The sequence below is a fragment of the Stenotrophomonas sp. FR010 genome, from assembly GCF_047520755.2.
Taxonomy (GTDB): Bacteria; Pseudomonadota; Gammaproteobacteria; order Xanthomonadales; family Xanthomonadaceae; genus Stenotrophomonas; species Stenotrophomonas sepilia.
Map to the genome: position 1 here is coordinate 36,633 of NZ_JAXBQT020000010.1, position 22,432 is coordinate 59,064.

The window sequence follows — 22,432 nt, forward strand, 5'->3', positions numbered from 1 at the left end:
GTGCCGGCCAGCGGCCGGCACTACCGATCCCGTGACCATCTCCACGCCGTCGCGCAGGTCCTGCATAATCGGGGCATGAGTGTCCTGCGCTTCGACAATGTCAGCAAACAGTACGCCGGTGGCCACGAGGCACTGACCGATGTCAGCTTCGAGGTCGCGCCGGGCGAGATGCTGTTCGTCACCGGCCATTCCGGTGCGGGTAAAAGTACGCTGCTCAAGTTGATCCACCTCGACGAGCGGCCAAGCCGCGGCGCGGTGGTGTTCGACGAGCGCAACCTGCTGAAGGTGCGCGGCGGCGACGTGCCGCGCCACCGACGCGCGGTGGGGGCGGTCTACCAGGACCACCGCCTGCTGATGGACCGTTCGATTGCCGAGAACGTGGCGCTGCCGCTGATCCTGCGTGGTACCCGCCGTGGCGACATCAACAAGCGCGTGCGTTCAGTGCTCGAGCGCATGGGCCTGGGCCATCGTGAGAAGGCACTGCCCTCGCAGTTGTCGGCCGGCGAGCAGCAGCGCGTCGGCATCGCCCGTGCCATCGTCGGCGAGCCCAAGCTGCTGGTGGCCGATGAGCCGACCGGCAATCTCGACCCGACCCTGGCAGCGGAGATCATGGCCCTGTTCGCCGAGCTGCCCTCGCGCGGCACCAGCGTACTGGTGGTCAGCCACGACCTGCCGCTGCTGCGCCGTATGCGCAAGCGCGTATTGATCCTCGACCACGGCCGGCTGGTGGATGACATCTCGCCGCAGGACCTGGCGGAGTAACCGATGGCGAAGAACGAAAACAGCGAAGCCGCCGCCCCGTCGCGCGTGGGCGTCTGGTTCCAGCACCACGTGCACAGCGTGGTGTTCAGCCTGGGCCGCGCCTGCCGCAAGCCGTGGGCGACCCTGCTGACCGTGATGGTCATGGCGCTGGCCCTGGCGTTGCCGCTGGGGCTGTCGATCGCGCTGGACAACCTCAAGCAGTTCGCCGGCAGCGTGCAGCAGTCGCGCGACATCAACGTGTTCCTGAAGGGCAACATCGATGGTCCCGGTGCGCTTCGCCTGGCCGGCCAGCTGCGCGACCGCGATGACGTGGCCGAAGTGAATGTGCGCACACCCGAGCAGGGCCTGCAGGAACTGCGCGATGCCGGCCTCGGTGAGGCGATCGATGCCCTCAACGACAATCCGTTGCCCTCGCTGCTGGTGATCACCCCGGGCCAGGGCAAGGACGACGCACGCCTGGCGCGCGCGCTGGAAAGCCTGCCCGAGGCCGACCTGGTGCAGCACGATGCGTTGTGGCGCCAGCGCCTGGATGCCTGGCTGGCGTTCGGTGCACGCCTGGTGCAGGTGCTGTCGGTGCTGCTCGGCGTGGGCGCCGCGCTGGTGGTCGGCAACACCGTGCGCCTTGACATCCAGGCCCGTCGCGAAGAGATCGGCGTGCTGCAGCTGCTTGGCGCGAGCGATGGCTTCATCCGCCGCCCGTTCCTGTACCTGGGCGCGTGGTACGGGCTGGGCGCCGGCGCGGTAGCGCTGGCCCTGATCGGCGCCGCCGGTGCCGCCCTGCGCGTGCCGCTGGCCGAACTCTCGCGCAGCTACGGCAGCCCGTTCGTGCTGCATGGCCTGGACCTGCTGCACGGCGGCCTGGTCCTGGTCGGCACGCTGCTGCTGGGCTGGCTGGGCGCCTGGCTGGTGACCGGCCACTTCCTCCGCCAGACCCGTCCGACCGACACCTGAGACCGGCATGCAACCGCAAGCGCTGAAGCACCTTGAAGGGCCCGCGACGCGGGTGATGGTGGTCGATGGTTCGAAGCTGGTCCGCAAACTGATCGCCGATGTCCTGCAGCGTGACCTGCCGGGCGTGGAGGTGATCGGCTGCGACAGCATCGAGGATGCGCAGCAGGCGCTGGCGCAGGGCCCGGTGGACCTGGTGACGACCTCGCTGACCCTGCGCGATGGCGACGGCCTGGCGCTGGCGCGGATGGTGCGCGAAGCCGCCGGCCAGGCCTATGTGCCGGTGATCGTTGTGTCCGGCGATGCCCAGCAGCACCTGGAGCAGCGTCGCTTCACCGAGTACGTCACCGACTATTTCGACAAGGCGCTGGGCCATGAGGCACTGGCGACCTTCATCCGTGGCTATGTGCAGCCGCAGACCATCCCCGGTGCCACCATCCTCTACATCGAGGACAGCCGGGTGGTGGCCGAGGCCACCAAGCGCATGCTTGAGCGGCAGCAGTTGAACGTACTGCACGTGGTCAGCGCCGAAGAGGCATTCACCCTGCTCACTGCCGAGTCGCTGGGCCGCAGCCGCCACCGCATCGACCTGGTGCTGACCGATGTCACCCTGAAGGGCGAACTGAGCGGGCGCGACGTGGTGCAGCGCGTGCGCGTGGACTTCGGTTACGGCAAGCGCCGCCTGCCGGTGCTGGTGATGACCGGTGACGGCAACACGCACAACCAGACCGGGCTGCTGCAGTCCGGTGCCAACGACCTGGTGCTCAAGCCGATCGAAGAGCGGCTGCTGGTCACCAAGGTGCTGTTCCAGCTGCGCCTGGCCCGATTGAACGATGGACCCCTGATCCGATGATGGATGAAGTAGCCGACACCCCGACGATCCAGCTGGAACCGAGCTGGAAGCAGCATGTCGGCGATTACCTGCTGCAGCCGCAGATGCGCGAGCTGTCCAGCTTCCTGAGCCAGCGCAAGGCCAGTGGCGCGGCGGTGTTCCCGCCCGGCCCGCAGATCTTCGCCGCGTTCGACGCCACGCCGTTCGAGCAGGTGAAGGTGGTGATCCTCGGGCAGGACCCGTACCACGGCCGCGGCCAGGCGCATGGCCTGAGTTTCTCGGTGCCGCCGGGCGTGCCGGTGCCGCCGTCGCTGCTGAACATCTACAAGGAGATCGAGAGCGATCTCGGCATCCCGCGCCCGGACCACGGCTGCCTGATTCCGTGGGCGCAACGTGGGGTGCTGCTGCTCAATGCCGTGCTGACGGTGGAAGAGGGCAAGGCTGGTGCCCACCAGGGGCGTGGCTGGGAGGGCTTCACCGATCACGTGGTGGACGTGCTCAACCGCGAACGCGAAGGCCTGGTGTTCCTGCTGTGGGGCGCCTATGCGCAGCAGAAGGGCAAGGTCATCGACACCCGACGCCATCGCGTGCTGAAGTCGCCGCACCCGTCGCCGCTGTCGGCCCATCGTGGCTTCCTCGGCTGCCGGCATTTCTCGATGGCCAACGAGTACCTGCAGCGTCGCGGCCAGGCCCCGATCGACTGGTCGCTGCCGCCGCGTTCGGCGCTTTGAGCACCGGCGGGCTGCCGGGCCTGAACACCGGGCAACGTCTTCGGCGCTGAATGGGCCTTCAGAACGGCCCGTTCAGCTCCGCTTGACTGAAATCGGCCGGTTTCCGCCGGGTAATTGCTTGAATTCCAAGGGATTGTGAATCCCGAAAAGCGTGCTCGCCACTGTCATCAAATCGCGCTACGGTAGGGCTCTGTTTGGGACCAGTGTTGCATCAATAGGATGCTGGAACTTTTTCCTCCTTTAGCAGTCCAAATCCCGGACTGCTAAGATGGGTGCCTATGAGCCAGAACACCTCTACTGCCCTTGTGGCAAACAATCTCCCGATTCCCAGTGCGCTCGGTTCGCTGGACGCCTATATCGGTGCCGTGCACCAGATCCCGGTGCTGTCGGTCGATGACGAACAGGACCTGGCCCGTCGCTTCCGCGACGGCAACGATCTGGACGCCGCCCGCGAGCTGGTGCATTCGCACCTGCGCTTCGTGGTGCACGTGGCCCGCGGCTACAACGGCTACGGCCTTGCCCTGGGTGACCTGATCCAGGAAGGCAACATCGGCCTGATGAAGGCGGTCAAGCGCTTCGACCCGGACATGGGCGTGCGCCTGGTCTCCTTCGCCGTGCACTGGATCCGTGCCGAAATGCACGAGTTCATCCTGAAGAACTGGCGCATCGTGAAGGTCGCCACCACCAAGGCGCAGCGCAAGCTGTTCTTCAACCTGCGCAAGTCGAAGACGCGCCTGGGCTGGATGAACGCGGCGGAAGTCAGCGCGGTGGCCAAGGACCTGAACGTGTCCGAGCGCGAGGTCATGGAAATGGAATCGCGCCTGTCCGGTCGCGATATCGGTTTCGATGCGCCGACCGACGAGGACAACGAGCACGCCCCGCCGTCGCCGGCTGCGTTCCTGGTTGCCGATGACGAAGACCCGTCGATGGCCTACGAGCGCGAGGACAGCGAAGACAACCAGATGCAGCTGCTGCGCGAAGGCCTGGCCGAACTGGATGCGCGTTCGCGCGACATCATCCGTCGTCGCTGGCTGGATGCCGACAGCAAGGTGACGCTGCAGGAGCTGGCCGACGAGTACGGCGTGTCCGCCGAGCGCATCCGCCAGGTCGAGGCGAACGCGCTGAAGAAGATGAAGGCGCTGTTCACCGCGTAAGGCGGGATGGCGTTGAAGCCAGGAAAAGGCCCGGCATTGCCGGGCCTTTTCTTTTTGGTGGCGTTCTCATCCACGCATGGCGTGGATCTACCCAGTGTCAGTAGAGCCACGCCATGCGTGGCTGCGGCGCGGCCTCAGCCCTCGCGTGCGATCGCGCGCCAGCCGATGTCGGTGCGGTGGAACGCGTTGGCCCAGGTCACCTTGGCCACGCCGGCATAGGCATTGGCCTGTGCGTCGCGCACGCTGTCGCCCAGTGCGGCCACGCACAGCACGCGGCCACCGGCACTGACCACCTGGCCCTGCGCATCCAATGCCGTACCGGCATGGAACACCTTGGCGCTGGCCGGCACGTCGCCCAGGCCGGAAATCACGTCACCGGTGATCGGCGCTTCCGGGTAGGGCTTCGCGGCCAGCACCACGCCCAGTGACGGGCGCGCATCCCACTGCGCTTCTACCTGGTCCAGGCGGCCATCAATCGCCGCTTCCACCAGCTCGACCAGGTCCGACTGCAGGCGCAGCATCACCGGCTGGGTTTCCGGATCGCCGAAGCGCACGTTGAATTCAATTACCTTCGGCGCGCCGCTGGCATCGATCATCAGGCCGGCGTAGAGGAAACCGGTGAACGGGATGCCGTCGGCGATCATGCCCTGCACGGTCGGGTTCACCACTTCGCGCATCACGCGTGCATGCACCTCCGGCGTCACTACCGGCGCCGGCGAGTACGCGCCCATGCCACCCGTGTTGGGGCCGGTGTCGCCGTCGCCGACGCGCTTGTGGTCCTGCGAGGTGGCCATCGGCAGCGCATGCACGCCGTCCACCATCGAAATGAAGCTGGCTTCCTCGCCATCGAGGAATTCCTCGATCACCACGCGGGCGCCGGCATCGCCGAACGCGTTGCCGGAGAGCATGTCACGCACCGCGTCCTCGGCTTCGGCCAGGGTCATTGCGACGATCACGCCCTTGCCGGCGGCCAGGCCATCGGCCTTGACCACGATCGGTGCACCCTTCTCGCGGATGTAGGCCAGGGCAGCGTCCACGTCGGTGTGCACGGCATAGAACGCGGTGGGGATGTTGTGGCGGGCCAGGAAGTCCTTGGCGTAGGCCTTGCTGCCTTCCAGCTGCGCGGCGGCGGCGGTTGGCCCGAAGATGCGCAGGCCGGCGGCGCGGAAGCGGTCGACCACACCGGCCACCAGCGGTACTTCCGGGCCGACCACGGTCAACGCCACGCCTTCAGCCTGGGCCAGCGCCAGCAGGCCGTCGATATCGGTCACCTTCACCGCCACGTTGCGGCACTTGTCTTCGCTGGCGGTACCGGCGTTGCCGGGCGCCACGATCACGTCGGTGACACGGGAGGACTGGGCCAGCTTCCATGCCAGGGCGTGTTCGCGGCCGCCGGAGCCGATGACGAGGATCTTCATGGGACAGGGTTCTCGGATACGGAAAAGAAAAGCCGGGCAGGGCCCGGCTTGGTGATGCGGATCAGTGGCGGAAGTGGCGCACGCCGGTGAACACCATGGCCAGGCCATGTTCGTCGGCGGCGGCGATCACTTCGGCATCGCGCATCGAACCGCCCGGCTGGATGACTGCCTTGATGCCGGCGGCAGCGGCGGCATCGATGCCGTCGCGGAACGGGAAGAACGCATCGGAGGCCATCACCGAACCCTCGACCACCAGGTTCGCGTCGGCGGCCTTGATGCCGGCGATGCGGGCCGAGTACACGCGGCTCATCTGGCCGGCGCCGACACCGATGGTGCGGTTGTCCTTGGCGTAGACGATCGCGTTGGACTTCACGAACTTGGCCACCTTCCAGGCAAACAGCAGGTCGGTGAACTGCTTGTCGGTCGGCGCCAGCTTGCTGACCACCTTCAGCTCGTCGCGGGTCATGCCGCGGTTGTCCGACGACTGCAGCAGCAGGCCCGAGCCGACGCGCTTGCTGTCGAAGTTGTTCAGGCCGTCGCCATGCGGGATGCGCAGCACGCGTACGTTGGCCTTCTTCTGCGCGTATTCCAGCGCGGCCGGCTCGTAGTCCGGGGCAATCAGCACTTCCACGAACTGGCGGGCCAGGATCACCTTGGCGGTGGCGGCGTCCAGCGGCTTGTTGAAGGCGATGATGCCGCCGAAGGCGCTGGTCGGGTCGGTGGCGTAGGCCAGCTCGTAGGCATCGCCGTTGCCGGCGCCGACGGCCACGCCGCACGGGTTGGCGTGCTTGACGATGACGCAGGCCGGCGCATCGAACTGGCGCACGCATTCCCACGCCGCATCGGCATCGGCCAGGTTGTTGTAGCTCAGCTCCTTGCCCTGCAGCTGCTGGAAGGTGGCCAGCGTGCCCGGGACCGGGTACAGGTCGCGGTAGAACGCGCCGCTCTGGTGCGGGTTCTCGCCGTAGCGCAGGTCCATCACCTTCACGAAGGTGGAGTTCATCTGCGCCGGGTATTCGGCACGGGCCGGCACGGCGGCGTCGGTGGCGGTGACCGCCGACAGGTAGTTGCTGATCGCCGCATCGTACTGGGCGACGCGGTTGAACGCGGCCACCGAGAACGCGAAGCGGGTGGCAGCCGTCAGCTGGCCGTTGTTGGCCTCCAGCGAGGCCAGCAGCTCGGGGTACTGCGACGGGTCGGTGGCCACTGCCACGCGGGCGAAGTTCTTGGCCGCCGAACGCAGCATGGCCGGGCCGCCGATGTCGATGTTCTCGACCGCGTCGGCCAGGGTGCAGTCGGCCTTGGCGGTGACCGATTCGAACGGGTACAGGTTCAGCACCAGCAGGTCGATGGCGCCGATGCCGTGCTCGGCCATCACCGCGTCATCCAGGCCGGAGCGGCCCAGCAGGCCGCCGTGCACCATCGGGTGCAGGGTCTTGACCCGGCCGTCCATCATTTCCGGGAAACCGGTGACCTCGGCCACGTCCTTCACGGCCAGGCCCGCCTCGCGGATCGCCTTGGCGGTGCCGCCGGTGGACAGCAGCTCCACGCCGCGTGCCGCCAGCGCAGTGGCCAGCTCGACCAGACCGGTCTTGTCGGAAACGGAGAGGAGGGCCCGGCGGACGGGCAACAGATCAGCAGTCATGGGACGGAATCGGCAGCGGAGCGGGGCCGATATTGTAGGCGGTGGGGGCCGGTGGCGGGCGCCGGTGGTGGCAATCAACCTGCACCGATGGCCTGTGGTCGCCTTCAGCACCGTCTGGCCGGGGGCGGTCCGCAATCAATTCAATGGGGCGGGCTGCCCCAATCGGGTAGGCTGTGCGGGAACTGCCAAGGATCAGCGGGTTCGGATCGTGTCGATCTATGTGTTGAAAGGACGTTTTCAGGACCTCCTGCGTCCGGCCGTACGCGGCCTGTACCGCATGGGGATCACCGCCAATGCGGTGACCGTGGCCGCTGCCGTGGTCTCGCTGCTGGTGGCCGGCGCCGTCTGGTGCTGCGCGCCGGCCCAGCCATGGCTGTACCTGTTGCTGCCGCTGTGGATGCTGCTGCGCATGGCGCTCAACGCCGTGGACGGCATGCTGGCCCGCGAATTCGGCCAGCAGTCGCGGCTGGGTGCCTATCTGAATGAATTGTGCGATGTGATCGCCGATGCGGCGCTGTACCTGAGCCTGCTCAGCGTGCCGGGCGTGCGCCCGGAGCCGCTGTGGCTGCTGGCCTGGACCGCGGCGCTGAGCGAATACGCCGGCGTGCTGGGGCTGATGGTCGGCGCCAGCCGCCGCTATGACGGCCCGATGGGCAAGAGCGACCGCGCCTTCGTGATCGGTGCGCTGGGCCTGCTGCTGGCGTTTGAGTGGGTTGGCGCGATGACGGTCACGGGGGTGGCCGCGGCCATGGCGGTGCTGTGCGTGCTGACGATGCTCAACCGGGTCCGTCGGGGACTGCGGGAAATCGCAGTTTCGCCAAATTAATCAAGCAGATAGAAAAAGACAATCAGGAGATTGCATGCGTCAGGCGCAGGAACGGGAATTCCACAGCTTCGACCAGGTACCGCTGTTCTACCGGTACTGGGCCGGCACCACCGCCACCCCGGCCACCCGGGCCATCGTGCTGCTGCACCGCGGGCACGAGCACTCGGGGCGTGTTACCCATCTGGTCGATGAGCTGGACCTGCCTGACACCGCCTTCTTCGCCTGGGATGCGCGCGGCAATGGCCGTTCGCCGGGCGCGCGTGGCGATGCACCGGGCTTTCCGGCGCTGGTGCGCGACCTGGACAGCTTCATCGCCCACATCGGCGCCGAGCATGGGATCGCGGTGGAAGACATCGTGGTGATCGCGCAGAGCGTGGGTGCCGTGGTCGCCGCCACCTGGGTGCACGACTACGCGCCACGCCTGCGCGCGCTGGTCATGGCCTCCCCGGCGTTCAAGGTGAAGCTGTACGTGCCGTTCGCACGCCCGGGCCTGGCCTTGATGCAGAAGCTGCGCGGCAACTTCTTCGTCAACAGTTACGTCAAGCCGCAATGGCTGACCCACGATCCGGCGCGGGTGGAAAGCTACCGCACCGATCCACTGATCACCCGGCCAATCTCGGTGCGGGTGCTGCTGGGCCTGTACGAGGCGGCCGATCGCATCGTCGCCGATGCGCAGGCGATCAGCGTGCCGGTGCAGCTGCTGGTGTCCGGCTCGGACTTCGTCGTGCACCGTGGCCCGCAGGACCGCTTCTACGAGCGCCTGTCCAGCCCGATCAAGGAGCGCGTGCATCTGCCGGGCTTCTTCCACGACACGCTGGGCGAGCGTGATCGGGCACCGGCACTGGCACGTATCCGCAGCTTCATCCAGGCGCGATTCGCCGAACCGTTGCGCGAGCTGTCGCGTCGCGATGCGCACCGCCATGGGCCGACATTTGAGGAGTCTGAAATCCTGGCCTGGCCGCCCGAGCGCAACAGCCTGGCCGACCTGCGCTGGCGCGTGGTGCGCGGTGGCCTGCGCTTTGGCGGCAGACTGTCCGAAGGCATTGCACTGGGCCTGCAGACCGGTTTCGATTCGGGCAGCACGCTGGACTACATCTATCGCGACGAAGCACGTGGCAAGGGCCCGTTGGGGCGCCTGGTCGACCGCAACTACCTGGATGCGATCGGCTGGCGCGGCATCCGCATTCGCGGTCGGCACCTGCAGGAACTGCTGCGCGATGCCGCCCAGCGCCTGCGCGGGCAGGGCATGCCGGTGCGCGTGCTGGACGTGGCCGCTGGCCATGGCCGTTATGTACTGGAAGCGCTGGGCCAGGGCGAGCAACGCGCCGAGCGCATCGTGCTGCGCGACTTCAGCGGTCTGAACGTGACCCAGGGCCAAGCGTTGATCGAGCGCCTCGGTGCGTCCGACATCGCCCGTTTCGAACAGGGCGATGCGTTCGATCCGGTGCAGCTGGCGCAGGTCGACCCGGCGCCGACGCTGGCGGTGGTATCGGGCCTGTACGAACTGTTCCCCGACAACGACGCCGTGCTGCGCTCGCTGCAGGGCATCGCCGCAACGGTGCCGATGGGTGGCTACCTGGCCTACACCGGCCAGCCCTGGCACCCGCAGCTGGAGTTCATCGCCCGCGCGCTGACCAGTCATCGTGGTGGCGCTGCTTGGGTGATGCGCCGCCGCACCCAGCAGGAAATGGATGAACTGGTGCGCCTGGCCGGGTTCGAGAAAGTGACGCAGCGCATCGATGACTTCGGCATCTTCACTGTGTCGCTGGCACGCCGGACCGCGTGATGGCGACGCTGGCTGCAACTCCGCTTGCCACGGCGGGGCGCCCCTGGCGGCGCGCGCTGCTGTGGCTGGCCCTGCTGGGCCCGTTCTTCTTTGCCAGCTACGGCTTCGCCAACTGGATGGCCGGCCGCCACGCCGAACTGCCGGTGATGGCGTTCGGCTGGGAAACGCAGATTCCGTTCGTGCCATGGACGATCGTGCCGTACTGGTCGATCGACCTGTTCTACGCAATCTCGTTCTTCCTGTGCCGGCAGCGCCTCGAACTGGACCGGCACGCATTGCGGCTGTTCAGTGCACAGCTGATCGCGGTGACCTGTTTCCTGCTGTGGCCGCTGCGCTTCAGTTTCGAGCGGCCGGAGATCGGCGGCGTGTTCGGCTGGCTGTTCGATGTGCTGCTGGGTTTCGACAAGCCGTTCAACCAGGCGCCATCGCTGCACATCGTGCTGCTGATCGTGCTGTGGGTGAAGTTCGCGCAGTACCTGCACGGTGCCTGGCGCTGGGTACTGCATGTGTGGGCGCTGCTGATCGGTGTCTCGGTGCTGACCACGTTCCAGCATCATTTCATTGACATCCCCACCGGCCTGCTGGCCGGCTGGCTGTGCGTGTGGTTGTGGCCGGAGCAGGGCACGCCACCGCTGCGGGCCTGGCGCATCGCGCGGCATGCCAAGCGGTGGCGATTGGCTGCGCTGTACCTGCTGGGGGCCGCTGTGCTGCTGGTGCCGATGGTCCTGCTGCGGGGTACGGCGTTGTGGTTGCTGTGGCCGGTGGTGTCGCTGCTGCTGGTGGCGCTGGCCTATGCCGGTCTGGGTACGGCGGTGTTCCAGAAGCGCGCCGATGGTCGCTTGAGCATGGCGGCACGCTGGCTGCTGGCACCGTACCTGGGCGCCGCCTGGATCAACTCGCGGCTGTGGACACGGCGTGCGCCGCAGCCGGTGCCGGTGCTGGACGGCGTGTGGCTGGGCCGGATTCCCTGCACGGTATTGCCGGCACCTTTGGTGGGCGTGGTCGATGCCTGCGCCGAGCTGTCCTGCCGCGCGCCGGGCGCGGCGTATGCCAGCGTGCCGATGCTGGATCTGGTGGTGCCCACGCCGCACCAGTTGCGCGAGGCGGCCGAGGCCATCGAACGGCTGCGGGTACAGGGGCCGCTGCTGGTGTGCTGCGCATTGGGTTACTCACGCAGTGCCGCCAGCGTGGCGACGTGGCTGCTGCGCACGGGCCGTGCCGCGGAAGTCGAGGCGGCGGTCGCCATCGTGCGTGCGGCACGCCCCGGCATCGTGCTGGGCCCGGAGCATCTGCAAGCCATCACCGCAGCGGCTGGAGGGCGCGCATGAGTGCCGTTCCCGATCTGGCGACCATGCAGCTGCTGCTGCGCCAGGGACGCTGGCCCGCGCTGCTGTCACTGGGGCTGCTGCTGGTGGCGCTGCTGCTGCTGGGCATCGAACCGGGGCTGGCGATGATCGCCGCCGGGCTGTTGCTGCTCAGTGTGGGCGCTGGGCTCATGCAGGCCTACCATGCATGGCGGGTCGGGCTGGACGCGAGCCTGCTGCAGCTGTTGCGCGATGAAGGCCTGGATGGCGAAGCCGCTGCACGCCGTACCGACCAGCTGCTTCAGGACAGTGGCCTGCGCCGCACACCGGCCGATGCGCCGCTGCGCGACTGGGACGTGCGTTGGGCCGGCATGCGCCGGCTGCTGCTGCGCCAGTACCTGCTGACGGCAGTGCAGGCCGCACTACTGGTGCTGGCCGTAGTGTGGCCGCAGACGTGAACGGGAGGGACCGATGTTCGCCGAACTGATTGCACGCGCCTGCAGTGGCGCGATCCACGTGGTGACGGGCGCCCGTGCGCTGTGGATCGGCTGTGCGCCGTCCAGCGAGCGCCGCGTGTACTACGGCAACCACGCCAGCCATGGTGACTTCGTGTTGATCTGGTCGTCGATGCCGCCCGCGCTGCGGCGACAGGTACGCCCGGTGGCCGCCGCCGAATACTGGCAGCGCGACGGCCTGCGCCGCTACCTGATCGATGCGGTATTCAACGGTGTACTGGTAGAGCGTGAGGCCGGGCATCGCCAGCAGGACCCGTTGCAGGTGCTGCGCGATGCGGTCGACGAAGAGTGCTCGCTGATCCTGTTCCCGGAAGGCACGCGCAATGTGGGCGATGAGCCGCTGCTGCCGTTCAAGAGCGGCATCTACCACCTGGCGCGGCAACGGCCGGAGCTGGAGTTCGTGCCGGTGTGGATCGACAACCTGAAGCGGGTGATGCCGAAGGGCCGGTTCCTGCCGCTGCCGCTGCTGTGCACGGCTACGTTCGGCACGCCGCTGCGGCTGCAGGCCGACGAGGACAAGGCCGCATTCCTGGCCCGCAGCCGGCAGGCGCTGCTGGACCTGGCGCCGAATGGAGGGCGCGCATGAGCTATCTGATGGACGTGTCCGGTGACCTGGCCGCGCGCAGCGTGGGCCAGCAGACCGGCCTGCTGTTTGCCGGCGTCGGCGCGGTGCTGGTGCTGGCCACGCTGGTGGCCGAGACCCTGCGCTGGCGGCAGCGTGGGCAGCCCAGTGCAGTGATCGCCAACCTGGTGTCGCGCATCCGCGCCTGGTGGGTGATGGCGATCGTGGTCGGGCTGGCGCTGTTCTTCGGTCGTGCCGGGGTGATCGTACTGTTTGCGATCATCTCGCTGTTCGCGCTGCGCGAGTTCATCACTCTGGCACCGACCCGCTCGGGCGACTACTACGCGCTGCTGGCCGCGTTCTACATCGTGCTGCCGTGGCAGTACTACCTGGTGTGGATCGACTGGTACGGCATGTACACGCTGCTGATCCCGGTCTATGCGTTCCTGTTCCTGCCGATCCTGTCCACCATCGGTGGCGATACCACGCACTACCTGGAGCGGACGGCGAAGGTGCAATGGGGGCTGATGATCTGCGTGTTCTGCATCTCGCATGTGCCGCTGCTGCTCAACCTGCATGTGCCCGGGCATGATCCGGCGCGCAACGTGCTGCTGTTTGCCTTCCTGGTGATCGTGGTGCAGTCCTCGGATGTGCTGCAGTACATCTGGGGCAAGCTGCTGGGCCGGCACCTGATCGCCCCGAAGCTGTCGCCGTCGAAGACGGTGGAGGGCTTCGTGGGCGGCGTGCTGAGTGCCAGCGCGCTGGGAGCGGCGCTGTGGTGGATCACCCCGTTCACGCCGCTGCAGGCGTTCGGCCTGTCGCTGCTGATCAACCTGATGGGGTTCTGGGGCGGCCTGGTGATGTCGGCGATCAAGCGCGACCGTGGCATCAAGGACTGGGGCCACATGATCGAGGGCCATGGCGGCATGCTCGACCGGCTGGATTCGGTGTGCTTCGCCGCGCCCGTGTTCTTCCATGTAGTGAGGTACTACTGGAAGGCGGGCGGAGGCGGATGATTCTGCCGGGCTTCCATCCACGCATGGCGTGGATCCACCGGTAGTGCCGGCCGCTGACCGGCAACTGCAACTCCCTGCCATCGTTCATGGGGTTGCCGGCCAGCGGCCGGCACGACCCACGCGCGCTTACGCGCTGATGCCGTATTCCTTCAGCTTCTTGCGCAGGGTGGCGCGGTGGATGCCCAGCATCGCCGCGGCACGGCTCTGGTTGCCTTCGCAGTGGTTGAGCACTTCCACGAACAGCGGGATTTCCATCTCGCGCAGCACGATCTCGTAGACATCGTCCGCGTCGCAGCCATCAAGGTCACGCAGGTAGCGGCGCACGGACTGGGCGACGTGTTCACGCAGCGGTGGCCGGGGAGCGCCACGACTGTTGTCAGGACGAGAGAGGACAGCGTTCAAGGGGGTTCCCGATTCGGTTGGCCCGTGCGCGCGGAGCGCGCGGCCGGACGAGGTGGTGGCGGCCAGTCTAGCGCGAGCGTGCCCGACCTGCCACGGCTGGTCGCCTCTATCCTGCTCAGAGGAAGTCGAAGGTGAATGCGACGGTGGATGCGGCGGGTTCCTGCACGCGGAACGCAATGCGTGCACTCTGGCCCGGTTCCAGCACGGCCGCGCCGGGGTTCTCGCCGAGGTACTGCGCCGGCGCGAACACGCCGCTGCCGATCACCCGGCCATCGGCGTCAGACAGCGACAGGCGCAGATCCGGCCAGGCCTGTGCCCAGCGCGCATCGTTGCGGATGCTGGCCTGCACCTGCAGTACGCCCGCCTGGCCTGGCAGGGGGCGGATCTCGCGGCTGGTCATGGTGAACGCGGTGGGTTCATGCCAGGCCGGCAGGCTGCAGCGCAATACGCCGCACAGTGCGCCCAGCCAGGCGCGGTTGCCGGCGTCGGCGGCCAGTCGCGCTCGATCGGCCAGCACGCTCTGCAGGACCAGCAGCAGTGCCAGTCCGGCGACCAGCCCCCAGTGCCAGCGTGGCGTCGGCAGTGCGCGTGGCCGCGAGGTGCCCAGGAAACTGGGTGCATCCCCAGCCACGGCCTGCGGGGCCGGAGCGGCAAGGACGGGTTCGATCACGGCCGCTTCGTCGGGGTTGACGATGTCATCGCTCGGTCGCGTTTCCGCCATCGGTGGCAGCGCCGCTTCGAGGGGGGCGCGGGCTTGGGCTGGCGGGATGTCCTGCATCGCCGGGTCGGGCGTGCGTGAATCGGTCGCAGGTGCAGCCTCGCCTTCCGACGCGGGGCGCAGGAAGGTGGCCAAAGGGCGGCGCGGCGGGTTCGGCTCGGACATGCTCAGGGTGCGGGCTCGGATCCAGCGGTCATTCAATCACGATCAGGCGCGGCGTATGCCGGTGATGCGCATCCAGTCGCCATCCTGGGTCGCCTGCAGGTCGTCGAACCACGCGGCGTAGCGCTGCAGCAGTTCGCCTTCCTGGCCATGCAGGATGCCGGACAGGGCGATGCGGCCGCCGGCAGCGACGCGCGCGGCCAGCAGCTCGGCCAACGCGTCCAGTGCCGAGGCAAGGATGTTGGCGACCACGATCGGGTAGGTGGCGACCGGTTCGTCCTGCGGCAGGTACACGTGCATGCGCGCCTGCTCGCCGTTGCGCTCGGCATTGTCGGCGGTGGCGACCAGCGCCTGTGGATCGTTGTCCACGCCGACCGCTTCGGCGGCACCCAGCTTCAGCGCGGCCAGGGCGAGGATGCCCGAGCCGCAGCCGAAGTCGAGCACGCGCTGGCCCTGCAACTGGCCGTCCACGGCCAGCTGGTCCAGCCAGCGCAGGCACAGGGCGGTGGTCGGGTGGGTGCCCGAGCCGAAGGCCAGGCCCGGGTCCAGCCGCACCACGGCGGCATCGGCGGCCTGCGCGGCGTCCGGCAGTTCATGGTTCCACGGCACGATCCAGGTACGGCTGCCGAAATCCATCGGCTGGAACTGGTCCAGCCAGGCGCGCTCCCAGTCTTCATCCTCGACGGCGCGGAAGCTGCCGTTGCTCCAGTCCAGTTCCGGATCGAACGATTCCAGCGCGGCCAGCAGCAAAAGCGCATTGCTGTCGGCGGGGAACAGTGCGCTCAGCACCAGGGTGTCCCACAGCGGCGTTTCACCCACGCCGGGTTCGAGGATGGCCTGTTCGTTGCTGGTGTCGGCTTCGGCATCGAGCAGGGTCACAGCCAGTGCGCCGACGTCCTCCAGCGCATTTTCATAGCGGGGCTGGGTGGCTTCGGTGCAGCGCAGGGTCAGTTCCAGGAACGGCATGGCGGTGGGGGCAATCACGGGAAAGGGGGCCATGCTAGACCATCGGAGCGTCTCCGTATCGCGTGAGATGCCATCTTGAGATGAACGGGGGCAGTTCAGACAGGCCTGCCGGGCCTTGCTAAACTCGACACTTTCCTGTGCGCCGTGAACGCTCACCGCCGCCGATGGCCTTCGCCCCGACCCTGAAAACCTGGTTGCTCGTGCTGCCGGCGGTGGCCGTGCTGGGCGTGGCCGGGTACCGGGCCAGCGGCCATGCGGCGGGCGTGGCATCACCGTCGCCGGACCTGCCGACCGTCGTGGCCAGCCGCGACAGCGGAGCGGCGTTGCCGGTGGTGCCGGAGGCCCTGGCGCGCCGGCTGGCCACCGTCGAGCGCGGCAACACGCTGCCGTCGGGCCTGCCGCTGGACCTCCGCGCCGACATCGAAGACGCCAGCGATCTGTACGCCTACGCCCAGCGCCTGCGCGTGCAGGCCGATACAGGTAACCATGAAGCGCGCTGGATGCTCAGCCGCGTGTATGACTATTGCGCGCAGTACGCACTCGATCCGGGTGGCTACCGCTTGGACAACAACGTGTTGAGCGGGTTGGGCCTGACCGCGGCGCCGGCGATGATCGAGGCCCGCGAGCGCGTGGCGCAGCGGTGTGGCGGCTTCGTTCCGGGCGACAAGCTGGGCGCTGCGCTGGTGCTGGCCGAACGCCGCAAGGCGGCCGCGCAGGGCAACCTCGCCGCAGAAGCATCGTTGTTCGCCGAGGGTGAGCCGTTGCATGACAGTGCCGAGTACCGCCGCGACCTGGTCGAGCGCGTGCGCACTTCGCGTGACCCGGAGGCCTATATGGCGATCGCGCCGGGCATGGGCGTGCGTGCCGCCGGTGACAGCGCACTCGACGGCCTGGTGGCGGGCGAACAGCTCAGTGAGCTTGCATGGCGGCTTGCGGCCTGCGAACTCGGTCTACCGTGTGGAGCGGACAGCGTGCTGGTCAACAGTTTTTGTGCGAACGGAGGGATCTGTTCGCAGGATGGAGCGCAGGATTTCCGGGATTTCGTGTATGACGCTGCGGTATCGCGGCAAGGTGCTGGGAAAATGAAGGAATGGATCAAGCGATTGATTGGAAAGAGGGACGGGCGATGAATTACCGTCGATTCCTGCATGGGGCCAAGTTCTGGTTCTGGGTGGCGCTGTTCGTGGCCTACTCTGCCGGTGCGGTCGGCCTGCTGATGATCGATACCTACGAGGATCGGTACCGGCATCTGTCGAAGGTGGAACTGACCACGGTGAAGGCGCAGGAAGACGTGCGCCGCGCCGGCGCCAGCCAGGTCGCTGCGGTCTATCGCGCGCAGACGGGCATGCCGTTCGCTTCACTGCCGGCTGGCAGCACCTTCCAGGTAGTGTGGCCGGATGGCTCGACCGAGACCATGGTGATCGTCGATCCGACCTCGCCCAATGGCGTGCGGCCGCTGGCCAATTCGCAGATTCCGGCGACGGCGGCGGACGCGCGCTGAGGCCGCATCAGTAGAGCCGAGCCATGCTCGGCTGCACTCGCCCGCAAGCCGGGAACGGCTCGGCGCTGCCGGAAGGAAAACAGAAAAGGGCGGGAATATCCCCGCCCTTTCCTTGTCCAGCATCGGGTGACGATCAGGTCAGCGCGATCGGCTTGTTCTTGCGCTCGGCAAGGCGCTTTTCCAGATAGTGGATGTTCTGTCCACCGGCCTGGAAGCCCTTGTCGCGCATGATCCGCTGCTGCAGGGCGATGTTGGTCTTGATGCCATCGACCACCATCTCGCTCAGCGCCACCCGCATGCGGGCGATGGCGGTTTCGCGGTCCGGGCCGTGCACGATCAGCTTGCCGATCATCGAGTCGTAGTTGGACGGCACGCGATAGCCACTGTAGATGTGGGTATCCACGCGCACGCCGGGACCCCCCGGCGGATGGAAGCCGGTGATGGTGCCCGGGCTCGGCACGAAGGTCTCAGCGTCTTCGGCGTTGATGCGGCATTCGATGGCATGGCCGGTCAGCACCACGTCGCTCTGCTTGATCGACAGCTTCTGGCCAGCGGCGATCTTCAGCTGCTCGGCCACCAGGTCGATGCCGGTGACCATTTCGGTGACCGGATGCTCCACCTGGATGCGGGTGTTCATTTCGATGAAGTAGAAGCGGCCGTCCTCGTACAGGAACTCGAAGGTGCCGGCGCCGCGATAACCGATGCGGATGCAGGCTTCCACGCACACCTTGCCGATCTGCTCGCGCTGTTCGGCGGTGATGCCCGGTGCCGGTGCTTCTTCCACCACCTTCTGGTGGCGGCGCTGCATCGAGCAGTCGCGTTCGCCGAGGTGGATGGCGTTGCCCTGGCCGTCGGCCAGCACCTGGATCTCCACGTGGCGCGGGTTCTCCAGGAACTTCTCCATGTAGACCTCGCCATTGCCGAACGCGGCCTTGGCCTCGCTCTTGGTGGTTTCGATCGAGGTCTTCAGCGAGGCTTCGGCGTGCACGACGCGCATGCCACGGCCACCACCGCCGCCGGCCGCCTTGATGATGACCGGATAACCGATCTCACGGGCGATCTTGGTGTTGGCGACGATGTCGTCGCCCAGCGGGCCGCCCGAGCCGGGCACGCACGGCACGCCAGCGGCCTTCATCGCGCGGATGGCTTCGACCTTGTCACCCATCATGCGGATGGTGTCAGCCTTGGGGCCGATGAAGATGAAGCCCGACTCTTCCACGCGCTCGGCAAAGTCGGCGTTCTCCGACAGGAAGCCGTAACCCGGGTGGATGGCCTGGGCGTCGGTGACTTCAGCGGCGGCGATCAGTGCCGGGATGTTGAGGTAGCTCTGCGGCGACGGCGCCGGACCGATGCAGACCGACTCGTCGGCCATGGCCACGTGCTTGAGGTTGCGGTCGACCGTGGAATGCACGGCCACCGTTCGGATGCCGAGGGTGTGGCACGCGCGCAGGATGCGCAGCGCGATCTCCCCTCGGTTGGCGATGACGACTTTGTCGAGCATGGCGCGCCCCTCAGCCGATCACGAACAGCGGCTGGTCGAACTCCACCGGCTGGCCGTTCTCGCCGAGGATGGCGACGATGGTGCCGGACGTGTCGGCTTCGATCGGGTTGAACATCTTCATCGCTTCGATGATGGCCAGGGTTTCGCCTTCCTTGACCTGCTGGCCCACGGTGACGAAGGCCGGCTTGTCCGGGGCGGACGAGGCATAGAACGTGCCGACCATCGGCGAGCGCAGCACATGGCCTTCCGGCAGTGCCGGGCCCGGCTTGGCGCTGCCGCCGGTGGAGGCTTCGGTCGGCGACTGCATCGGCATCGCCTGCGGCGCCGGGGCGGCCGGAGCGGCATACACCGGCGCGGCGACCGGGGCGGCATAGCCGGCCACCGGGGCGCGCGACAGGCGCACCGACTCTTCGCCTTCCTTGATTTCGATTTCAGCCAGGTTCGACTCTTCCAGCAGGTCGATCAGCTTCTTGATTTTGCGCAGATCCATGAGGGCCTCTTTGGTTTCTATCTAGGTGAGGAGAGCGCCGTGGGCGCCCGGGTCGACAATCAGGTGGCGGATACGCGCAGCAGCGCCGCGTCCATCGCGTAGCGGTAGCTGTCGGCACCGAAGCCGCACACCACGCCCACCGCCTTGTCACTGAAGTAGCTGTGCTGGCGGAAGGGTTCGCGGGTATGCGGGTTGGACAGGTGGATCTCGATGAACGGCACCGCCACCGCTGCCAGCGCATCGCGCAGGGCCACCGAGGTGTGGGTGAAGGCGGCGGGGTTGATCAGGATGAAAGCGGTTCCGTCGTTGCGCGCAGCCTGCACGCGGTCGACCAGCACATGCTCGGCGTTGGACTGCAGGCTCTCCACGGCGTGCCCGGCAGCGGATGCCTGCGCGGCCAGGGCCTGGTCGATGTCGGCCAGCGTGGTGTGGCCGTACACCTCCGGCTCGCGGGTGCCGAGCAGGTTGAGGTTGGGGCCGTGCAGGACCAGCAGCTTCGCCATGGGATCCGGAAGACGGGAAAGGGCGGCAGTCTGGCGGAACCGGCGGATGCTGTCCAGTTCGGCGAAGTTTGCAGCGTTTCAATCGTCCGTTTGAAATTCGCCGCAGGGCTTGTCGCCGTATGGCGGGCGCTGGATCAAGGCGCGCTGAACGGCATGCTTGCGGTGGATGCGAGCACGTAGGCCGACGATCACGCCCGGGCCGCTCATCGGCAGAGCCACACCTGTGTGGATGAGGAGGCGTAGGGCGCAGCCGCTGTGCCCTTACCTGGGAGTTGCCTTTCTGCTGATCGCTCAGGTCTCCAACGATACCGTCGGCACCACGTTCGGGAATACCTCCTCCAACGGCTCCTGTTCCCCCGGTTGCGGCGCCGGCCAGTTGTAGGCGTTCACCGGCTGCGCGCGGTTCACCCACAACGCGTAGTACAGGTGATCGGCGCGGCCATCGCCGGTGTTGGGGTGGATCAGGATGGTCAGGCCCAGGCTATTGAGCTGCAGCCACGGCACCAGCACCGGCAACAGGTCGTTGGTGAAGCCGAAGTAGAAAGAGGGCGTGACGTGCGGGCCACGCGGCTCCAGGTTCCAGTTGCCCAGCTCCACCGGGAAGCGCTCGGCGGCCCAGCGCCGCAGCAGGGCTGCCTTCTCGAAGCTGTCCTCATCGAAATAGATATGGGCGTGGTAGCTCTTGATGTCGGTGTAGGCGCGCGGGGCGGTGGGCAACGTGGCCTCGCCGGGGCGCACGCTGGCCGGGCGCGGGGTCGGTTCGCTGGCCGTGGCCTGGCCCCAGGGGCTGCGGCCCTTGGGCGCTGGCGGAACGATGGCGCGGAAGCCAGGTCGCCCGGGTTCGGTGGTGTTCACGGCGCTGCCGACGCGCGCGGCGGCGGTGGCGGTGGACGCGCTGGCCAGGCCGCCGGCGGCCAGGCCGGCCGACGTGATCAGGTGCCGGCGGGCGGGCGAGAGCAGGTCGGCCCAGTGGGCGTCATCGTCGCCTGCGTCGATGAAGGGCTGCGGGTCCGGGTGCATGAGGGGCTCCGTGGCGGCATTGTGGGGGCAGGCGTCCACGCTCGGGCAGGGCTGCCGGTGGCGTCCAATAAGCAGCCGGCATCACTTCATGCACGGCTGCCTTCGTCGCCTTGAGCGCGACCGAACGGCGGGCTAGGGTGCAGGTCTGCCGCCCCGGAGCCCGCCATGGCCTCGCCTGATGCCGACACCCTGCGCAAGCGCGCCAGCTTCCGCCAGTTGCATGCAGCAGGATGCTTCGTGCTGCCCAACCCGTGGGACGTGGGCAGTGCGCGCTATCTGCAACGGCAGGGCTTCCAGGCCTTGGCCACGACCAGTGCCGGCTGCGCCTGGAGTGAGGGGCGGCCGGACGGCGCGGTATCGCTGCAGGCCACGCTGGAGCACCTGCGACTGATGGCGGCGGCGACCCCGTTGCCGTTGAATGCCGACTTCGGTGATGGTTTCGGCGCTACGCCACAGGCGGTGGAGGAGGCGGTGGCCGCGGCGCTCGATACCGGCATTGCGGCGTTGTCGATCGAGGACGCCAGCGGCCTGGCCGATGCACCACTGAGACCCATCGAGCAGGCGGTCGAGCGACTGCGCGCGGCGCGTGCGGCCATCGACCGCGCGGGCGGCGACGTGCTGCTGGTCGGGCGAGCGGAGAACTTCTTCGTGGGCGTACCGGATCTGCAGGATACCCTGCGGCGCCTGCGTGCCTACGCCGAGGCCGGAGCCGATGTGCTGTACGCACCGGGCATCAGTACGCGCGAGCAGATCAGTGCGGTGGTCGCCGCCGCGGGCTCCAAGCCGGTGAACCTGCTGGTCGCTGGCCCCACAGCACTGAGCCTGCAGGACATCGCCGCACTTGGCGTTCGCCGGGTCAGCCTGGGCGGTGCGCTGGCGCGTGCCGCGTGGGGTGGACTGATGCAGGCGACCCAGCCGATCGTGCAGGACGGACGCTTCGATGGCCTGCAGCAGGCGGCGTCCGGGGCTGCCTTGAACGCGTTGTTCCAGTAGCCCCGCGCCCTGCATGGCGGGAAGGGCCGGCGACTACAACGCCTCGATCTCCCGCTTGGGCAGGATCACGCCGGGTTCCAGCGCTGGCAGCAGTTGGCGAAGCAGGCGCGGATTGTCCTGCAGCCCTGTGCCGTCCAGATACGTCCAGCCGGAACCGCCAATGCGGCGCACGGCCACCATGAACGTGATGCTGCGCATCGGGGTTTCACGCACCCGTACCAGGGATTGGCGTGGCACGAAGCAGACTTCTTCCTCCCCAGCCGCATAGGTCCGGGTCGGCACACCGACGTCTTCGCTGATGACCACCACGCCGCCGCTGTGCTGCTTCTTCAACGCATCGCGGGTGATCGCCTGGAAGGCCTCATCGCCGCCGGCCAGCCGCTTGAGGCTGGGATGCGTGCGCTCGATGAGGAAGTCCGCATCCCCGCGGGCGTAGGCAGTCATCAGGGCGCGCACATCTTCGCGCAGGGCCTTCGCGTCACTGGGACTGAGTTCACCCGCGAAGGCGGATGGCAGCAACAGCGACAGCAGCAGCGTCAGTATCGTCAGGGGCAGGCGTCGATCCATCTCCGGGTGTCCCACAGGGCATCGCTGCACTATACGTTGGACGCGAAAACAGCGTCCCACCGGTGGCGCTGGTTTCCCCGGAATCGCTACTTACCATTGGTAGGTATCGA

The 22,432-nt window shown here is 67.7% G+C and carries 24 protein-coding genes; 14 read left to right on the forward strand and 10 right to left on the reverse strand.

The window, feature by feature from the left end; translation table 11 throughout:
* Positions 1-75 precede the first annotated feature (75 nt).
* From ftsE to rpoH, 5 genes are all read left to right on the forward strand, one after another.
* Positions 76-762: a cell division ATP-binding protein FtsE gene (gene ftsE / locus ACM0PK_RS10830; RefSeq protein WP_005419728.1), complete on the forward strand. Its 687-nt coding sequence runs from the start codon at positions 76-78 to the stop codon at positions 760-762.
* 3 nt (positions 763-765) lie between these two features.
* A complete protein-coding gene (gene ftsX / locus ACM0PK_RS10835) occupies positions 766-1,713 on the forward strand; it encodes a permease-like cell division protein FtsX (protein WP_005419726.1) in 948 nt (315 codons plus the stop codon).
* Positions 1,714-1,720: 7 nt separating this feature from the next.
* Positions 1,721-2,563, forward strand: coding sequence for a response regulator (locus ACM0PK_RS10840; RefSeq protein ID WP_134972284.1), 843 nt, complete (start codon positions 1,721-1,723; stop codon positions 2,561-2,563).
* Positions 2,560-3,273: a uracil-DNA glycosylase gene (gene ung, locus ACM0PK_RS10845; protein WP_414607606.1), complete on the forward strand. Its 714-nt coding sequence runs from the start codon at positions 2,560-2,562 to the stop codon at positions 3,271-3,273. The genes ACM0PK_RS10840 and ung overlap by 4 nt, the downstream gene beginning before the upstream one ends.
* Before the next feature lie 278 nt (positions 3,274-3,551).
* Positions 3,552-4,427, forward strand: a complete 876-nt coding sequence (gene rpoH, locus ACM0PK_RS10850) for an RNA polymerase sigma factor RpoH (RefSeq protein ID WP_005411269.1) — start codon at positions 3,552-3,554, stop codon at positions 4,425-4,427.
* A gap of 134 nt (positions 4,428-4,561) precedes the next feature.
* Here the strand turns inward: rpoH and purD are convergent, their stop codons facing one another.
* The gene (purD, locus tag ACM0PK_RS10855) at positions 4,562-5,845 is read right to left on the reverse strand and encodes a phosphoribosylamine--glycine ligase (RefSeq protein ID WP_088497435.1); all 1,284 of its coding nucleotides are present in this window, start codon (positions 5,843-5,845) and stop codon (positions 4,562-4,564) included.
* A 61-nt stretch (positions 5,846-5,906) separates the two neighbouring features.
* Entirely contained in the window at positions 5,907-7,490 is a 1,584-nt protein-coding gene (gene purH / locus ACM0PK_RS10860; RefSeq protein WP_414607607.1) for a bifunctional phosphoribosylaminoimidazolecarboxamide formyltransferase/IMP cyclohydrolase, read from the reverse strand.
* Between the two features lie 208 nt (positions 7,491-7,698).
* Between purH and ACM0PK_RS10865 the strand changes: the two genes are divergently transcribed.
* The 6 genes from ACM0PK_RS10865 to ACM0PK_RS10890 are packed head-to-tail and all read left to right on the forward strand — an operon-like array spanning position 7,699 to position 13,499.
* Positions 7,699-8,316: a CDP-alcohol phosphatidyltransferase family protein gene (locus tag ACM0PK_RS10865; protein WP_414607608.1), complete on the forward strand. Its 618-nt coding sequence runs from the start codon at positions 7,699-7,701 to the stop codon at positions 8,314-8,316.
* 34 nt (positions 8,317-8,350) lie between these two features.
* On the forward strand, positions 8,351-10,102 hold the full coding sequence (locus ACM0PK_RS10870; protein WP_072167295.1) for a bifunctional alpha/beta hydrolase/class I SAM-dependent methyltransferase: 1,752 nt from the start codon (positions 8,351-8,353) through the stop codon (positions 10,100-10,102).
* The gene (locus tag ACM0PK_RS10875) at positions 10,102-11,430 is read left to right on the forward strand and encodes a phosphatase PAP2/dual specificity phosphatase family protein (protein WP_180885477.1); all 1,329 of its coding nucleotides are present in this window, start codon (positions 10,102-10,104) and stop codon (positions 11,428-11,430) included. Before ACM0PK_RS10870 ends, ACM0PK_RS10875 begins: the two co-directional genes overlap by 1 nt.
* Positions 11,427-11,864 (forward strand): hypothetical protein, encoded by a 438-nt coding sequence (locus ACM0PK_RS10880; RefSeq protein ID WP_164230129.1) that lies wholly within the window; start codon positions 11,427-11,429, stop codon positions 11,862-11,864. The genes ACM0PK_RS10875 and ACM0PK_RS10880 overlap by 4 nt, the downstream gene beginning before the upstream one ends.
* Before the next feature lie 13 nt (positions 11,865-11,877).
* On the forward strand, positions 11,878-12,507 hold the full coding sequence (locus ACM0PK_RS10885; RefSeq protein ID WP_005419712.1) for a lysophospholipid acyltransferase family protein: 630 nt from the start codon (positions 11,878-11,880) through the stop codon (positions 12,505-12,507).
* Positions 12,504-13,499 carry a phosphatidate cytidylyltransferase gene (locus ACM0PK_RS10890; RefSeq protein ID WP_061478167.1) on the forward strand — a complete coding sequence of 332 codons (996 nt, stop codon included), beginning with the start codon at positions 12,504-12,506 and terminating at the stop codon, positions 13,497-13,499. Before ACM0PK_RS10885 ends, ACM0PK_RS10890 begins: the two co-directional genes overlap by 4 nt.
* A 126-nt stretch (positions 13,500-13,625) precedes the next feature.
* Here the strand turns inward: ACM0PK_RS10890 and fis are convergent, their stop codons facing one another.
* From fis to prmA, 3 genes are all read right to left on the reverse strand, one after another.
* Positions 13,626-13,901, reverse strand: a complete 276-nt coding sequence (gene fis / locus ACM0PK_RS10895; protein ID WP_005419706.1) for a DNA-binding transcriptional regulator Fis — start codon at positions 13,899-13,901, stop codon at positions 13,626-13,628.
* A gap of 115 nt (positions 13,902-14,016) precedes the next feature.
* A complete protein-coding gene (locus ACM0PK_RS10900; RefSeq protein ID WP_180885473.1) occupies positions 14,017-14,784 on the reverse strand; it encodes a DUF3426 domain-containing protein in 768 nt (255 codons plus the stop codon).
* Positions 14,785-14,826: 42 nt separating this feature from the next.
* A complete protein-coding gene (prmA, locus tag ACM0PK_RS10905) occupies positions 14,827-15,747 on the reverse strand; it encodes a 50S ribosomal protein L11 methyltransferase (RefSeq protein ID WP_072167303.1) in 921 nt (306 codons plus the stop codon).
* Between the two features lie 164 nt (positions 15,748-15,911).
* On the opposite strand from prmA, the gene ACM0PK_RS10910 reads away from it, so the two are divergent.
* Both ACM0PK_RS10910 and ACM0PK_RS10915 read left to right on the forward strand, forming a co-directional pair.
* Positions 15,912-16,877 carry a hypothetical protein gene (locus tag ACM0PK_RS10910; RefSeq protein WP_065178827.1) on the forward strand — a complete coding sequence of 322 codons (966 nt, stop codon included), beginning with the start codon at positions 15,912-15,914 and terminating at the stop codon, positions 16,875-16,877.
* Positions 16,874-17,248 carry a hypothetical protein gene (locus ACM0PK_RS10915; RefSeq protein WP_005419699.1) on the forward strand — a complete coding sequence of 125 codons (375 nt, stop codon included), beginning with the start codon at positions 16,874-16,876 and terminating at the stop codon, positions 17,246-17,248. Before ACM0PK_RS10910 ends, ACM0PK_RS10915 begins: the two co-directional genes overlap by 4 nt.
* A gap of 133 nt (positions 17,249-17,381) precedes the next feature.
* Here ACM0PK_RS10915 and accC read toward each other — a convergent pair whose 3' ends face one another.
* The 4 genes from accC to ACM0PK_RS10935 all read right to left on the reverse strand — a co-directional run bounded on the left by accC (position 17,382) and on the right by ACM0PK_RS10935 (position 20,762).
* Positions 17,382-18,749 (reverse strand): acetyl-CoA carboxylase biotin carboxylase subunit, encoded by a 1,368-nt coding sequence (gene accC, locus ACM0PK_RS10920; protein ID WP_065178826.1) that lies wholly within the window; start codon positions 18,747-18,749, stop codon positions 17,382-17,384.
* A 10-nt stretch (positions 18,750-18,759) separates the two neighbouring features.
* Entirely contained in the window at positions 18,760-19,239 is a 480-nt protein-coding gene (gene accB, locus ACM0PK_RS10925; RefSeq protein ID WP_005419696.1) for an acetyl-CoA carboxylase biotin carboxyl carrier protein, read from the reverse strand.
* Positions 19,240-19,298: 59 nt separating this feature from the next.
* Positions 19,299-19,742, reverse strand: a complete 444-nt coding sequence (aroQ, locus tag ACM0PK_RS10930) for a type II 3-dehydroquinate dehydratase (RefSeq protein WP_065186305.1) — start codon at positions 19,740-19,742, stop codon at positions 19,299-19,301.
* Positions 19,743-20,033: 291 nt separating this feature from the next.
* Positions 20,034-20,762 (reverse strand): DOPA 4,5-dioxygenase family protein, encoded by a 729-nt coding sequence (locus ACM0PK_RS10935; RefSeq protein ID WP_180895489.1) that lies wholly within the window; start codon positions 20,760-20,762, stop codon positions 20,034-20,036.
* A gap of 165 nt (positions 20,763-20,927) precedes the next feature.
* Here ACM0PK_RS10935 and ACM0PK_RS10940 point away from each other — a divergent pair, with 165 nt between their 5' ends.
* Positions 20,928-21,755, forward strand: a complete 828-nt coding sequence (locus ACM0PK_RS10940; protein WP_005419692.1) for an isocitrate lyase/PEP mutase family protein — start codon at positions 20,928-20,930, stop codon at positions 21,753-21,755.
* A 33-nt stretch (positions 21,756-21,788) separates the two neighbouring features.
* On the opposite strand, the gene ACM0PK_RS10945 is transcribed toward ACM0PK_RS10940, so the two are convergent.
* On the reverse strand, positions 21,789-22,322 hold the full coding sequence (locus ACM0PK_RS10945; RefSeq protein ID WP_134972854.1) for a hypothetical protein: 534 nt from the start codon (positions 22,320-22,322) through the stop codon (positions 21,789-21,791).
* Between the last annotated feature and the right edge of the window lie 110 nt (positions 22,323-22,432).